Origin of the sequence: Streptomyces sp. NRRL B-3229 (genome assembly GCF_000719505.1) — a bacterium.
Lineage (GTDB): Bacteria > Actinomycetota > Actinomycetes > Streptomycetales > Streptomycetaceae > Streptomyces > Streptomyces griseorubiginosus.
In genome coordinates this window covers 162,227-176,860 of record NZ_JOGP01000012.1, presented here as the reverse complement: position 1 = coordinate 176,860, position 14,634 = coordinate 162,227, and the positions used below count along the sequence as shown (strand labels likewise).

The window sequence follows — 14,634 nt, the reverse complement described above, 5'->3', positions numbered from 1 at the left end:
ACCTCACGGTTGCGGGGCCTTCGTCATGTCTGTCCCCGACTGTCCGCGCCGCCCCAGGCTTCACATGTTTCCCGCATGTGACCCGGAAAACTCTTGTCCTGCACCCGACATGCATGTCTAAGGTAAACGCCGCGCCGGACGGAGCCGACCACTCCGCCACAGGGCACGTCGCACGGCGACCGGGGGAACACCGTCGCCACGGGGAGGACACACCACCATGCCGAGATATCGGCTCTTCACGCATGCCCGAGCGCGCTCCGGGCTCCTGACACCGCTGTTGACGTCAGCCGTCGCTGTGGCCCTGATCGGCTCGGTGGCCGTTCAGCCGGATCTGATCAGCCGGTACGCGGCCGACGACATGGCACCCGTGGCCGATGCCGGTGACAGCTACGACGGTTTCGACGCCAAGGCCGCCGAGCAACTCCGCCAGGACCAGTGCCTGTTGGGCGAGGCGTTGCGAATGGGCGGACCCGGCATGTTCGGCGTCGCGCAGGACGGGCTGAACCAGACCCCGGACAAGCTGCACACCGCGGCCAACCGGTCGTACTGGGAGACCACTCCGCTGTCGACGGCGTTCGAGCAGGACAGGGACGCCGCCAACAAGGAGGGCTCGGCTCTCTACGACCACATCCGGGATTTCCAGATCTCCGGACTGCCGCAGCCGGGCGGCTTCAAGTCGAAGGTCGACTTCGAGTGGCCACCGGGCACGAGCAGTGACGAACCGAACTTCTTCCAGCAGACCGGCATCTCCACGTGGATCTGGGAGCAGTTCTGGAGGAGCGAGAGCGACTTCTACCGCGACCTGACCCCGCAGGCCGACGAGGCCACCGTCAAGGCGGTCAAGAGCCTCGGAGACCCGCTGTACGGCGGTGAGCTCGACCCGAATCTGCCCAACTGGAAGCAGCGCTACGAAGAGCACCAGGCCTACGACAACCTGGTGAACTGGTCGATGGAGCCGCCTTCCGCCGACAACGCCCGCCTCTTCCTGTCGTACGGCGGCTTCCCGCGCACCGCGCCCGAGCCCGGCACTGTGGAGTACCGCATCGCGGTGGAGGACCTGAAGTCCCGGTTCGCCTCCTGCGCCTGGCGCACCCCTGTCGACCCGAACAAGGTGCTCGGCAAGGAGGTCGCCGCCGCCTCCGCCGAGTGGCAGCAGGAGATCACCGCGCAGACCACCCCGCGCAACCAGCTCCTGACCGCCAACTCCGGTGCCACCAAGGCCCTCGCCGGCGGCTCCAAGGCCATGAGCGAACTCCTCGGGCTGTCCTGGCGAGCCGATCACCTGGTCCGCTGGCAGGACTACTGGTCGGCCGGGGGGCCAGGCTGGATCGGCAACAGCCCCATGGTCATCCATGCGCATGGCGCCACCAACATGTGCCTCGAAGTCGGGAACAACAAGACGGACAACGGCACGCCGGTCCAGATCTACACCTGCAACGGCAGCGCCGGGCAGAAGTGGCAGATCGGCGACAACGGTTCCCTGGTCCACGACAACTCGGGCAAGTGCCTGGACGTGCCCAGGGCCGATTCCGCGAACGGCACCGCGTTGCGGATCTGGACGTGCAACGGCAGCCCCGCGCAGCAGTGGCAGTACGACACCCACGGGACTACGCGCCTGTACAACCCGGTCACTGCCAACTGCCTCGATCTCGCTGCCTACGACAAGGGCCGCGACGCGCGGATGTGGGACTGCAAGGGCACCGACCCGCAGAAGTTCGACATCGTCCCCTCCGGTCACAACGGCACGGACAAGCTCGACTACCCGACCAAGGCGCAGTTCGACAAGGCGAAGCAGGGTGTCACGGCCGCCCAGACCGAGGCGAAGAAGCAGCTCGACCTGCTCAAGGCCCAGGCCGCGACGGCCAAGACCGCTGCCACCACGTCGGACACCGCGCTGACCGCGGCGTACGTCATCGCCGACAAGGCAGGTGCCCCGCGCGGTCGCGGCCTGCTCGTCGGGCAGCAGAAGGCCCAGGTCACCAAGGCATCGGCGGCCGCGCTGGACGCGCTCGCCAAGGCCGGTGACACCGCCTACGCGGCCACCCGTGCCGCCGCGGGCGACAGCGCCACCATCGCGTCCCGCGCGCTGACGCAGGCCGCGCAGTCGAAGGCCGCCTTCCGTACCGCGGCCGCGAACGAGGCCCGCGCCCAGGCGAAGTCCGCCGCCGACGCGGCCGCCGTACAGGCACAGACCGCGAAGACCGCCCGGGACCTCGCGAAGGCGAAGCTCGCCGAGACGCAGAAGGCGGAGGCCGACGCGAAGGCGGCAGCGGCCGACGCGCACGCCAAGCGGCTCGCCGCGGAGGCCGAGGCGGCGACGGCGAAGGCGGAGAAGGAGACCGCCGCCGCCAAGCAGGCCGAGGCCACGCAGCACAAGCAGAACGCGCAGGGCTACGCGAGGACCGCCGACGAGGCCAAGGGCCGGGCGGAGAGCGCCGAGTCCACGGCCCGCGCCAAGCGGCAGGACGCCGAGGCCGCCCGGGACCGGGCAAAGGGCAAGCGGGACGACGCGTGGGACGCCGAGAGCCAGGCCAACGCGGCCCGCGCCAAGGCCGACGCCAAGGACGCCTACGCCGAGGCGCATGACTCGGAGTCCGACGCCACGGAGTCCCGCGCCGCCGCCGACCAGGCCGACAAGGCCGCCGACGACGCGGAGTCGGCCGCCAGTTCGGCTCGCGCCGAGGCGGACGCGGCAACCCAGGCCGCGGCCGACGCGGATGCTGCCGCCACCCGCGCGGAGGCCGCCGCCAAGCGGGCCCGCTCCGACGCGGACGCGGCCCAGGCCGCCAAGCTGCGGGCGGACGCCGCGGTCCGTACGGCAACCAGCGCCGCCGCCGACGCCATCAAGGCGTCCGAGGCCTCGGCTACTGCCGCCCGCAATGCGGTCGAGCTGGCCGACGAGGCCGAAGAGCATGCGGCCAACGCCATGAAACAGGCGGACGCGTCGAAGGCCGAGGCCGCCAAGGCGGTCGCGGGCGCGGCCGACGCCGCAGGGCACGCCTACACCACCGCCCAGGCGGCGGAGGACGCCGGCAACGCGGCCCAGCAGGTCGCCGCTCCGGCCAACGACGCGATCCAGTTGGGCGCGCCGTACGTCACCACCGACTCGGCGGCGGGCCTCGCCGTCCTTTCGGGCCAGTCGTCGAAGACGATCGCCGAGCAGCAGAAGGCGGTCGCCGAGGCGCACGCGGCCAACGCGCAGAAGAACGCGGCCCAGGCGGCGAGCCTCGCGGCGGCGGCGACCGGTGACGCGAAGGCTGCGTACACGCTGGCGGCGGAGGCGGCCGGTTTCGCGGCCGACGCCCGCAAGTCGGCGAAGGAGGCGCTCGGTTACGCCGCCGAGGCCGCCCAGTACGCGGCGGACGCGCAGGCCTCCCTGGCCCGCGCGAAGGAGTACGACCGCCAGGCCACCGTGGACGCGGCAGCGGCCGACCAGGCCGCCGACCAGGCCGAGACCTACGCGGCCGACGCCCGCTCCTCCGCCGACCAGGCGGCCCTGGACGCGGAGGCCGCCCGCACGGCTGCGGCGCAGGCCGAGCAGTCCGCGAAGGACGCCCGAGCCGCCGCCGACCGCGCGGACGCGGAGGCGACCGCGGCGGAGCAGGCGGCGAAGGATGCGCAGAAGTATGCGGAGTCTGCGCAGCAGGCGGCTGAGGAAGCCGCGAACAAGGAGGCGAACAACCAGGTCACGTCGGGTGCCGTGACCGGAGTCGACCGCGCCTTCTACGTCGTCGACAAGATCACCGAGGCGGGTCCCGCCAAGCAGCTCAACACGTGCGACTACGTGCCCCAGGGCTGCACGGTGACCTACGAGCTGCATGTTGATGTCGCTGTCAGCTACTACTACTGCACCAACCCCGACGTCCCCGCCACCCAGTCCGGCTGCCCCGATCCGGACACCCTCTACCTCGGCTCGGACACGCTCAGGGACCAGAAGCAGGAGTGGACCCACCACTTCAGCTTCGGCGACATCACCCGGATCGGCTGGCAGAACCTCTTCGGCGAGAAGGCCGGAGCCGTCCTGTACGAGATCGTGCTCGGGGACGTCGCCCGCTGCTACCACGGCGACAAGTCCAGTTGTGCCTGGGCCGCCGCGATGTTCGTGCCGTCGTCGGTCGCCACGAAGCTCGCGGAGGCCGCGAAGCTCGCCGCCCGTGCCGAACTGGCCATCAAGACCGGTGAGAACGCCGCTCAGATCCTTGCGGACCTGAAGAAGATCTACGGCGAGAAGGGCGCCCTCCAAGTCGGCGACGCCACCAGCGCGGCCGGCATGGGACTGCGCATCGCGGCCGGCGTCGCGGAACGGGCCAAGATCGCCCGTGGCACCCTCGACCCCAAGCTGCTGGAGCGGCTCAACGACGCCGGCGTCAAGTTCAGCAGGGCGGACACGATCTGGGTCGCGGAGTACGCCAAGCCTGGCGTGCCCCTCGCCTGGCTGGAGAAGGGTGACGTCAACAAGGGTCTGATCCACGTCGTGTTCCGGCACGCGGGAGAGTTCGCCACCAAGGGAGTGCGGGTGGAGGACATCCCAGCCCTGCTGAAGACCACCCTGACCGAGGGCACGAGGGTCGGCACGGACAAGGGAGGCAGGCCGATCTTTGAGGTCGTCTTCCAGGGCAAGACCCAGCGACTGGCGGTTACGGTGGGCGACAACGGATTCGTGGTAGGAGCCAACCCCGTATGACCCAGGAAGAACCGCGCCACGTGCTCGTGCACGCCCGGCGCGAACCGTCCCCGCTGTACGAGCCGCCCGCAGGTGGCTGGTGGGCGGAGGACACCACGTCGTTCTCCGTCAACATCCCGTTGGAGGATGCCGCTCTCGCCCTTCCTGCGGACCTCTCCGAGGCCCTGCGTTCGTGGTCGCTGTCCTCTCCCTCCGAGGATTCCGCCTCCCGCTCCGACGTGCTTGCGCACGTCGAGCGGGGGCTGGGGGTGGCCCGGCGGCTGGCCCGCCATCTGGGTCCGTCGTGGGCAGTCCGTTACTGGGACGCACACCAGAGCACGATGAAGTGGCTGTGCTGGGGCTGTGACCGTCTCCACTGGGAGCGGGACCGTCACGCTGCGCCTCCTCACCCGGTCGACCTCACGGTCGAGGGGGAGTTCAAGTACGGGCCTCTGCGCTCCGAGGGGTTCGGCGACTTCTTTCCCGACGACCCCGCCGCCGCCCTGGCTCTGTCCGACGGCCTTGTCACCGCTCTGTACACCTGGGCGAAGGACATCGACGACACGATGAACCGGGATCTGCGGGACCGGGAGGACGGCAAGTACGACGCCGCATGGCAGCGGCTGTTCCACGCCGGGGCGAACCTTGCGCGCCGGGTGGCGCATGAGCTGGGTCCTGCCCGCAAGGTGACGTACAAGGGCCTGGCCCATGGCGGTCTGGAGGCCCTGACCTCCATCACCTGGCAGGGAGACCGGGAGCTGTAGCGCGAACTACACCGAGAGAGCGGCGAGCCGAGGACACCGGGGAACGGGCGTCCACGACTCGCCGCGCTCCCGTTTCGGGCGCCCACCGAGGCGCTGACGGAGGTCACTGCTCGCGGGCAGAAGAGCCCCTCACGCCACCGTCCGCACCCCCGTGCTCCCCCTCTCCGTCATCCGAGGAGCCAGCAACGTCGCCTCCGGTACCGCCGCTCCCGTCAGCTTCTTCATCAGGAGGTCCACGGCCCGTTCGCCGAGTTCTGCTGACGGCAGCGCTACCGACGTGATCGGGACGCGGGAGGATTCCGCCACCCCGTCGGGGCAGATCGCGGTGACGGAGAGGTCGGACGGGATGCGGAGGCCGAGGGCGGCGAAGGCGTCGACCAGCGGTTCCAGCACGGGTTCGTTGTGGACGACCAACCCCGTCAACGCGGGCTGTTCGCGCAGGAGCTGTTCGGCGGTCTCGTGGGCCGCGGCCGGCTCGCAGGGGAGGATCGTCGAGGACATCCCGGCGCGGTCGGCGGCAGCCGTGAAGCCCTCGACCACGCGCCCGGCGTAGGCCGTCCCGCGGACGTACACCTCCGGCGGGGAGCCGACCAGGGCCACCGAGCGGTGGCCCAGCCGCGCCAGGTGTTCCACGCACACCTCGCCCGCCGCCCGGAAGTCGAGGTCGACGCAGGTCAGGCCGGATGCCTCCGCCGGGAAGCCGATCAGTACCGACGGCAGCTCCAGTGACCGCAGCAACGGCAGCCGGGGGTCGTCGAGTTGGACGTCCATCATGACCAGGCCGTCCACCAGAGCCGTGTCGGCGACCCGGTGCAGTCCCTCCTCGCCCTCCTCCTGCGTCAGCAGCAGCACGTCGTGGTCGTGGCGGCGGGCCGCCGTCACCACCGACACCGCGACCCCCATCACCGTCGGGACGTGGATCCCGGTCCGCAGGGGCACCACCAGCGCCAGCACGTTCGACCGCCGGCCGGCCAGGGCACGGGCGCCCGCGTGCGGACGGTAGCCCAGCTCACGGATCGCCTCCTCGACCCGCAGCCGGGTCTCCTCGGAGATCGGGCGCTTGCCGCTGAGGGCGTAGGAGACGGTGCTGGGGGAGACCCCGGCCCGCCGCGCCACATCCGTGATCTTCACCATCAGGCCAGCTCCAGGGAGAGAAAGCCGGTGCCGGCCCGCGCCCGCGCCGCCCTGTCCCCGGCCGCCAGGCCCCAGGCCGCCGAGGGCTCGGAGCAGGACGCCCGCAGTGTGTCTCCCTCACGTACGACGGTGAAGGCGACCTCGCCCACCCGTACCGTGACCTGTTCGCCCCGGGCGAGGCCGTACGCCCGCAGGGTCACCCCGTCGGCGTGGTCGTAGTCGGGGCGGTCCGTCACCTCGCCGACCGGGATCACCGCACCCGGCCTGACCAGCAGCGGCACGCTCAGGAAGTCGTGCCGCTCGCGCACCCAGCGCGGACCGGTCACCGTCTCGCCGGTCACGAAGTGGGTCCAGGTGCCCTCGGGGACGTAGTACGAGACCTCCCCGGAGTCGCTGAACACCGGCGCCACCAGGAGGTCCGGGCCGAGCATGTACTGGCGTTCGAGGTGTGCGCACCCGGGGTCGTCCGGGAACTCCAGGACCATCGCCCGCATCACCGGCACACCCTCGGCGTGTGCGGTGCGCGCCGCCTCGTACAGGTAGGGCATGAGGCTCAGCTTGAGGCGGGTGAAGTGGCGCAGGACGTCCACGGACTCCTCGTCGAACAGCCATGGCACGCGGTACGACGAACTGCCGTGCAGGCGGCTGTGGGAGGACAGCAGGCCGAAGGCGAGCCAGCGTTTGAAGAGGGCGGGACTCGGGGTGCCCTCGAAGCCGCCGATGTCGTGGCTCCAGAAGCCGAACCCCGAGAGCCCGAGGGACAGCCCTCCGCGCAGCGACTCCGCCATTGACTCGTACGTCGCCTCGCAGTCGCCGCCCCAGTGCACCGGGAACTGCTGGCTGCCCGCCGTCGCCGAGCGGGCGAAGACCACCGCCTCCTGCTCGCCGCGGTGCTTGCGCAGCACATCGAAGACGGTCCGGTTGTAGAGGTAGGTGTAGTAGTTGTGCATCCGCTCGGGGTCGGAGCCGTCGGACCACTCCACGTCCAGCGGCACCCGCTCGCCGAAGTCGGTCTTGAAGCAGTCCACGCCCTGGGCGAGCAGCGCCTCCAGCTTCGAGGCGTACCAGTCGCGGGCAGCCGGGCTGGTGAAGTCGACCAGGGCCATGCCGGGTTGCCACAGGTCCCACTGCCAGACGCTGCCGTCGGGCCGCTTCAGGAGGTGGCCGAGCGCCTTGCCCTCCGCGAACAGCGGCGATCTCTGGGCGATGTACGGGTTGATCCACACGGAGACCCTCAGGCCCCGCTCGTGCAGCCGGGCGAGCATGCCCTCCGGGTCCGGGAAGACCCGCGGGTCCCACTGGAAGTCGCACCAGTTGAACTCGCGCATCCAGAAGCAGTCGAAGTGGAAGACGGACAGGGGCAGTTCGCGGTCCTTCATGCCGTCGATGAACGACGTCACCGTCTCCTCGTCGTACGACGTCGTGAAGGACGTCGACAGCCACAGGCCGAAGGACCAGGCGGGCGGCAGCGCCGGACGGCCGGTGAGGGCCGTGTACTTGCGGATGATCTCCTTCGGGCTCGGGCCGTGGATGACGTAGTACGTCAACTCCTGGGTCTCGGCGCTGAACTGCACCCTGGAGACCGCCTCCGAGGCGACCTCGAAGGAGACCTTGCCGGGGTGGTCGACGAAGACGCCGTAGCCCGCGTCCGTGAGGTAGAACGGGACGTTCTTGTAGGCCTGTTCGGTGGCGGTGCCGCCGTCGGCGTTCCAGACGTCGACGACCTGGCCGTTCTTCACCAGCGGCCCGAAGCGTTCGCCGAGGCCGTACACCGAGGTGCCGACGGTCAGGTTGAGCTGCTCGCGCAGGTAGTGGCCGCCGGTCGCGTCCCGCAGGATGCCCATGTTCTTGGTGCCGCTGCTGGTGAGGACCCGGCCGTCGGCGAGGAAGTCGACCTGCCAGGGCCCGGTGCGGGCGAAGCGGACCGAGAGGGTGCCGGAGGTCAGGGTCGCGGTGTCCTCGTCGGATCCGGTGTGCGGGGTGAACTCCTCTTTCCTGAGCTCGAATTCAGGACGGTCCGGCTGCTCGCCCTCGAAGTGGGTGAAGGTGATGCCGATGACGTCGGGCATCGGGGCGTGGGCGCTGATCGTCACGACCGGTCCCTTCAGCAGGTCGCCGCGGTGGCGGATGGGCCGGGACGGCGCGTGGATCTCCAGCCCGCCGTCGGAGGTGGTGACCTCGTGGACCACGGCCGGATGGTCCGCGGTGACGCCCTCGCGCAGCAGCCAGTAGCCGTCGGTGAACTTCATCGGTGGGGGGTCCTTACTTGACGGCACCCACGGCGATGCCGCGGGTGAGGGTTCGCTGGAAGACCAGGAAGAACACGATCGCGGGGAGCACGCCGAGCAGGGCGGCCGCGTTGGTCATCGTGGCGTCCATCAGGCGCTGGCCCTGGAGGACACCGAGGGCCACGGAGACCGTCTGGTTGTCGTTGGAGATCAGCATGACCAGGGGGAGCAGGAACTCGTTCCAGGTCCAGATGAAGAAGAAGACCAGCAGCACACCGAGGGTGGGCCGGCTGACGGGGACGACGATCCGCCACAGCACCTGCCACTTGTTCGCTCCGTCGATGCGGGCCGCTTCGAGGATCTCGCGCGGGAACCGGCCGAGCACCGAGGAGAGCAGATACGTCCCGAAGGCCGCCTGGATCACCGTGAACACGATGATCACGCTCAACCTCGTGTCGTAGAGGCCGACTTCCTTGCTCAGGTAGTAGACGGGGTAGACCAGCGCCTCCTGCGGCAGCATGTTCGCCAGCACGAAGAAGGCGAGGACCCAGGTCCGGAACCTGATACGGCCGATGCCGATCGCGTAGGCGTTGAGGACCGAAAGGATCACGGCGAGCACCGCCACCGAACCGCTGATCAGCACCGAGTTGACGAGCTTCCGGCCGAAGTCGACCCGCTCCCAGAAGTCCCTGAGGCCCTGCGTGTAGAGGCCGTCGGGGAAGCTGAGAGGACCGTTCTGGGCGTACTCCGCAGGGGACTTGAAGGCGTTGACCGTGACGATCAGGAACGGCACGACCATGAACAGGGCCGCGACGCACAGGGCGATCAGCACCGGGTAGCGGCGCAGGGCGGTGGTCATGCGTCCGTCCTCTCCTGGAGCTTCAGACCGATCAGGGAGAGCGCGAGGATGATCACCGTGAGCACGGTGGAGATCGCGGCGCCATAGCCGACCTGCGTCTTCTCGAAGAACGTGGTGAAGGAGAAGTAGGAGGGCACGTCCGTGGCGCCGCCGGGCCCGCCCTTGGTCAGCACGTACACCGCGCCGAACACCTTGAGCGCGGCGATCGAGCACCAGGTCAGCACGACGTAGATCTCCGGGCGGATCTGCGGCAGCGTGATGTGCCAGAAGCGGCGCCACCAGCCGGCGCCGTCCAGCTCGGCCGCCTCGTACAGCTGGGGGTCGACGCGTTGCAGTCCCGCCATGAAGACGACCAGCGGGAAGCCCAGTTGGACCCAGACCATCACGCCCATGACGCTGTAGAGGGCGAGGTCGGGATCGCCCAGCCAGTCCTGCTGCCAGGAACCGAGGCCGACCGCCTTGAGCAGGGCGTTCAGGGAGCCGTCGTCCGGGGCGAGGATCCAGCTCCAGACGATGCCGGCGACCGCGATCGGCAGCACCTGGGGGAGGTAGAAGCAGGCCCGCAGGACGGCGGCGATCCGGGGGCCGAAGTGCTTGCCGACGTGGTCGAACAGAGCGGCGGCGAGGACCAGCCCGAGCGCCGTGGGGACCGCCGCCATCGCCACGACCATGAACAGGCTGTGCCGGAAGGACGCCCAGAACTCGGAATCGTCGATCAGCTCGCGGTAGTTGGCGAGCCCCGACCACGTCGGCGAGCCCACACCCTGCCAGTCCGTGAAGCTCACATACGTGTTCATCGCGAACGGCAGGACGATGATCGCGAGGAAGGCGAGGGCGCCCGGCAGCAGGAACAGGGCGTAGGAGTCGCGGGGGCGGCGCGGGGGCTTCGGCGTCCTGCTGCTGCCGGCCGCCCGCGCCCCGCGTTCGACGGTCACCGTCATTGCTTCGGCGCGCCCTTGTCGTAGGCCTCCTGGAGATCGCTGAGGTAGCCGTCCGGCTTGTCGCTGCCGGTGATCAGCTTCTGGGTCGCGGAGACGAGGACGTCGTAGAAGCCGGGGACCGGCCAGTCCGGGTAGAAGGCCAGGCCGTCGTTCCTGGAGAGGGTGTTGAAGTCGTCGATCAGGGCCTTGGACCGCGGGTCGGTGATGGCGGAGGCGTCGGCCGCGACCGGGACACCGCCGGAGTTCCCGAGCAGGTTCTGGATCTTCTTCGACATGGTGATGTCGATGAAGTCGTAGGCGAGGTCCTTGTTCTTCGAACCCTGCGGTACGACCCAGAGGTTGCCGCCCGAACCGAGGGTGAGCTTCGAGTCGGGCCACAGGAACGTGCCCCAGTCGAACTTGTTCTCCGCCGTGAAGCGGCCGTACCACCAGCTGCCGGAGAACAGGATCGGCGCCTTGCCCGAGGTGAAGGAGACACCGGCGGCCTCGTCGTTCTGGCCGCTGGAACTCTTGCTGAAGTAGCCCTTCTCGACCCAGTCGGCGAAGGTGCCGGCGCCGTAGGTCCAGGCCGCGTCGTGGAAGTCGGTCCTGCCCTTGTAGAGCTGGTAGGCGTCGACCCACGCGCGGTCGGCCTTCGTCAGGGCCAGCTGGTAGAGGTACTGCTGGGCCGGGTAGGCCGCGCCGCCGTTGGCGAGCGGGGTGACCCCCTTGTCGACGAACTCGTCCATCGCGGCGGTGAGTTCGGCGAACGTCTTCGGCTCGGTGACGCCGTACTTCTTGAAGAGGTCCTTGTTGTAGTAGACCAGCGTGTACTCGGCGTAGTTCGGGACGCCGAACCACTTGCCGGAGCCCATCACGCCGTTGGTGTCGTAGAGGCTGGTGGTGCGGACGCTCGGGCTGAGCTTCTTGTCCCAGCCGCGCTTGGCCGCCTCCTGGGTGAGGTCGGTGAGCAGGCCCTGCTTGGAGAGCAGACCGGCCGTCGCGTTGCCCTTGTTGTACTCCATGATGTCGGGCGCGTCCGAGGAGTTGAGGACCATCGGGGCGGTCTTCTGGATCTGGTCGAAGCTCTTCTCCTCGAACTTCACCTGCACACCGGGGTGCGTGGCCTCGAACTCCCTGATCGCCTCCTTCCACGCGATGCCCATCGCGCTGTCGGGGCCCTCGTAGTGCCAGAGCCTCAGCGTCTTCCCGTCGGAGGACCCGCTGTCCGAGCCTCCGCAGGACGTCAGCAGCAGCGATCCGCCCAGGATCACCGCGGTCGCCGTCGCACGCCTTCGTGCCGTCAACATCCCGTACCTCCGGGGAGTCGGATGGTGCTTCGGGCCGGGCGCCGCGCAGGGGCCGTCGATTCGACTCGATTCGACGACCCCTGTCGAAGCGCTTCGACGAAGGAACGTATGTGCGGGTGTCGAAGGTCGTCAATGGGTTGGGCAGGATCAGGTGAAGCGATTCGACGACCGGCCGGGGCGGTGGGTGACAAGGGCGATCATCAACGCCGCCGCGGCCGCCGTGACCGGGACGCCGTAGCCCGCCACCGGCGACACGTGCTCCACCGTCCAGCCGCCGGCCGCGCTGCCGCAGGCGATCCCGCCGAGCAGTCCGGTCACCGCGAGGGTCATGCCCTCGTTCAGGCGGCCGGGCGGGGTGTGCCGCTGGACCAGGGTCATCCCGGTGACCATCGTCGGGGCGGTCGCCATCCCCGCGACCAGCAGCGCGCAGGCCAGCACGAGCAGGGAGCCGGTGAGGGCGGCGGCCAGCAGGGGGAGCGTCAGCAGGGCGGTCATGGCGGTGAGGCACCACACGTAACGGTCCTCGACGGACCCGTCCCGGTGCACGGACCCGTAGACCAGCCCCGCCGCACACGACCCGGCGGCCTGGAGCCCGAGCACGACCCCGGCCGAGGCGCGATGCCCCTGCCCGTCGGCGAAGCCGATCGTCACGACCTCCATGGACCCGAAGACGGCGCCCATGGCGAGGCACACGGCCAGGAGGGGCGGGATGCCGGGGGCGCGGAAAGGCGCCTTCGAGGGGACGCGCTTCAGCACAGGTGGTTCCGTCGAGCGTTGGGCCGCGAACAGGAGCGCGCCCGTCACCAGCAGCGTCACCCCGGCCAGCGTGCCCGCCTCCGGGAAGAACGTGCCGCACAGGAAGGCCGCGAGTACCGGGCCCAGCATGAAGCACGCCTCGTCCGCGGCCTGCTCGAAGGAGTTCGCGACATGCAGGGCCTTCTCGTCGCCGTCGAGCAAGTACGCCCAGCGGGCCCGGGACATACCGCCCAGGTTGGGGGTCGTGGCGGTGGCGGCGTACGACACGAAGAGCGTCCAGGCCGGCGCCCCGAGGCGCACACAGAGCAGCAGCGCGAGCGAACCCAGCGCGGCGAGCAGCGTGGCCGGTACGGCGATCCTGGCCTGTCCGTATCGGTCGACGAGCCGTGCGATCCACGGGGCGACGACCGCGGTGGCGCCGAGACCGGCCGCGGTGACGGCGCCGGCGAGGGCGTACGACCCCCGCGTCCCGGCGATCATGACGACCGCGCTGACGCTGAACATGCCCATGGGCAGCCGCGCGAGAAGATTCCCGATGGTGAACGCCCGGGCGCCGGGGGTGGCGAGAAGGCGGCGGTAGGGGCCGGAGGCGCGGGGACCTCGTCGATCCCGCGGGCTTCCCGGGCTTCCGGGGCTTCCGGGGCTTCCCGGGCCTCCCGGGCGACGTGGACCTCGCGGACCTCGCGGGCCGAAGTCGGCGATCACGAGCGTGTCGGCGGTCAGGGTGGGCATCGGTCGGGGTGGTTGGTGCGGTCGCGGCGGCATGGCATCCACCGTCGCGCCGAGGCGATCAAGAGGTCCAACACCTTCTCCGCACCGATTCACGCACCCGCGTTGTAAGTTCACCGGATGCCCGCACACCCTCCCGTCCCCGGCCTCCACCACCTCGACCCCCGCCTCCTGCGCGCCTTCCTCGCCGTCGCCGACGAACTGCACTTCACGCGTGCCGCGGCCCGGCTCTACGTCGCCCAGCAGGCGCTCAGCCGGGACGTGCGGCGGCTGGAGCGGGAGCTCGGCGCGGAGCTGTTCGTGCGCACCACCCGGCAGGTCACGCTCACCGGCGACGGCGAGCGACTGGTGCCGTACGCCCGCCGCGTGCTGGACGCCCAGGACGCACTGCTCGCCGCCTTCGCGCAGGCCCGCCCCCTGCTGGTGGACCTGAACTTCCCCGACCAGGCCACCGCCCGAAGTGTGCTGCTCAGGGCCCGTGAACTCGCTCCCGACCTGGAGCTGATGGCCCGCTACGAGAGTGGGCTGACCGGTGCGGCGGGGGAGCTGCTGGCCGGTCGCCTGGACGCCTCCTTCGGCCGGTTCGCCGGCCTGGACCCGGCGCTGCGGGCGGGCCTGGACCACCAGCCCGTCCGCTACGAGCCCATGGCGGTCGTCCTGCCCGAGGGCCACCGGCTGGCCGCCCTGGAGCGGGTCCCGCTGGCCGCCCTGGAGGGCGAGACCGTGTACGCCGGGGCCGGAAATCCGCGCACTCCGGAATGGACCGATCTCGCTCGTCAACTGTTCGAAGGACGGGGCATCGCGATAGCGCCGCCGGTGCCGCTCGCGGTCGGCGAGGAGGAGTTCCAGAGGATCATGGCGAAGACCCGGAACCCGATCCTCGCCGTCGTGGATTTCCCCGCCATGCCTGCCACGGTGCTGCGTCCGCTGGTCGACCCGGTGCCGTTGTCGCCGCTGTCGTTGGTGTGGCGCAGGGGGTTGGCGCACCCGGCGTTCGATGTCCTCCGGCGGGCCGCGGTCGAATTGTCCGTCGAACGGGGCTGGCTCCAACGGCCCGTCGATGGATGGATTCCAGCCACCGATCAGCACGATATGCACCCCTGCGATTGACACGCGGCAAACACACAATCCCCGCTTGCGCTACATTCGCGGCCGGAGCACTTTGTGATAAACGGGGCGCTCGGACCGGGTGGGGGCCCGGTTCGGCCGACTGGTGCTCAAGGCGTACGCGCACCCGGAACGGTCCCGTGGGGGGATGTGCGTGCGCGTGA

General features: G+C 70.2%; 9 protein-coding genes. 3 read left to right on the top strand and 6 right to left on the bottom strand.

The features are described from left to right. Positions 1-217 precede the first annotated feature (217 nt). Complete coding sequence (locus IF54_RS0121680; protein ID WP_030321165.1) at positions 218-4,684, top strand: RICIN domain-containing protein; 4,467 nt, start codon at positions 218-220, stop codon at positions 4,682-4,684. Continuing rightward, the gene (locus tag IF54_RS0121675) at positions 4,681-5,427 is read left to right on the top strand and encodes a hypothetical protein (protein ID WP_030321163.1); all 747 of its coding nucleotides are present in this window, start codon (positions 4,681-4,683) and stop codon (positions 5,425-5,427) included. Before IF54_RS0121680 ends, IF54_RS0121675 begins: the two co-directional genes overlap by 4 nt. Positions 5,428-5,556: 129 nt before the next feature. On the opposite strand, the gene IF54_RS0121670 is transcribed toward IF54_RS0121675, so the two are convergent. From IF54_RS0121670 to IF54_RS0121645, 6 genes are all read right to left on the bottom strand, one after another. Then, complete coding sequence (locus tag IF54_RS0121670; protein ID WP_030321161.1) at positions 5,557-6,561, bottom strand: LacI family DNA-binding transcriptional regulator; 1,005 nt, start codon at positions 6,559-6,561, stop codon at positions 5,557-5,559. Further along, a complete protein-coding gene (gene yicI, locus IF54_RS0121665; protein WP_030321159.1) occupies positions 6,561-8,810 on the bottom strand; it encodes an alpha-xylosidase in 2,250 nt (749 codons plus the stop codon). Before yicI ends, IF54_RS0121670 begins: the two co-directional genes overlap by 1 nt. A 13-nt stretch (positions 8,811-8,823) precedes the next feature. Continuing rightward, positions 8,824-9,648, bottom strand: coding sequence for a carbohydrate ABC transporter permease (locus IF54_RS0121660; protein ID WP_030321157.1), 825 nt, complete (start codon positions 9,646-9,648; stop codon positions 8,824-8,826). Continuing rightward, positions 9,645-10,589 (bottom strand): carbohydrate ABC transporter permease, encoded by a 945-nt coding sequence (locus tag IF54_RS0121655; RefSeq protein WP_030321156.1) that lies wholly within the window; start codon positions 10,587-10,589, stop codon positions 9,645-9,647. The genes IF54_RS0121660 and IF54_RS0121655 overlap by 4 nt, the downstream gene beginning before the upstream one ends. Further along, entirely contained in the window at positions 10,586-11,878 is a 1,293-nt protein-coding gene (locus IF54_RS0121650) for an ABC transporter substrate-binding protein (RefSeq protein ID WP_030321155.1), read from the bottom strand. The genes IF54_RS0121655 and IF54_RS0121650 overlap by 4 nt, the downstream gene beginning before the upstream one ends. Before the next feature lie 147 nt (positions 11,879-12,025). Beyond that, positions 12,026-13,399: an MFS transporter gene (locus IF54_RS0121645; protein ID WP_030321154.1), complete on the bottom strand. Its 1,374-nt coding sequence runs from the start codon at positions 13,397-13,399 to the stop codon at positions 12,026-12,028. An 84-nt stretch (positions 13,400-13,483) separates the two neighbouring features. Here IF54_RS0121645 and IF54_RS0121640 point away from each other — a divergent pair, with 84 nt between their 5' ends. Next, positions 13,484-14,473 carry a LysR family transcriptional regulator gene (locus IF54_RS0121640; protein ID WP_030321153.1) on the top strand — a complete coding sequence of 330 codons (990 nt, stop codon included), beginning with the start codon at positions 13,484-13,486 and terminating at the stop codon, positions 14,471-14,473. The last annotated feature ends 161 nt before the right edge of the window (positions 14,474-14,634 follow it).

Coding starts and splice junctions, on each gene's coding strand:
- IF54_RS0121680 (WP_030321165.1), top strand. CDS start 218: ATGCCGAGATATCGGCTCTTCACGCATGCCCGAGCGCGCTCCGGGCTC.
- IF54_RS0121675 (WP_030321163.1), top strand. CDS start 4,681: ATGACCCAGGAAGAACCGCGCCACGTGCTCGTGCACGCCCGGCGCGAA.
- IF54_RS0121670 (WP_030321161.1), bottom strand. CDS start 6,561: ATGGTGAAGATCACGGATGTGGCGCGGCGGGCCGGGGTCTCCCCCAGC.
- yicI (WP_030321159.1), bottom strand. CDS start 8,810: ATGAAGTTCACCGACGGCTACTGGCTGCTGCGCGAGGGCGTCACCGCG.
- IF54_RS0121660 (WP_030321157.1), bottom strand. CDS start 9,648: ATGACCACCGCCCTGCGCCGCTACCCGGTGCTGATCGCCCTGTGCGTC.
- IF54_RS0121655 (WP_030321156.1), bottom strand. CDS start 10,589: ATGACGGTGACCGTCGAACGCGGGGCGCGGGCGGCCGGCAGCAGCAGG.
- IF54_RS0121650 (WP_030321155.1), bottom strand. CDS start 11,878: ATGTTGACGGCACGAAGGCGTGCGACGGCGACCGCGGTGATCCTGGGC.
- IF54_RS0121645 (WP_030321154.1), bottom strand. CDS start 13,399: ATGCCGCCGCGACCGCACCAACCACCCCGACCGATGCCCACCCTGACC.
- IF54_RS0121640 (WP_030321153.1), top strand. CDS start 13,484: ATGCCCGCACACCCTCCCGTCCCCGGCCTCCACCACCTCGACCCCCGC.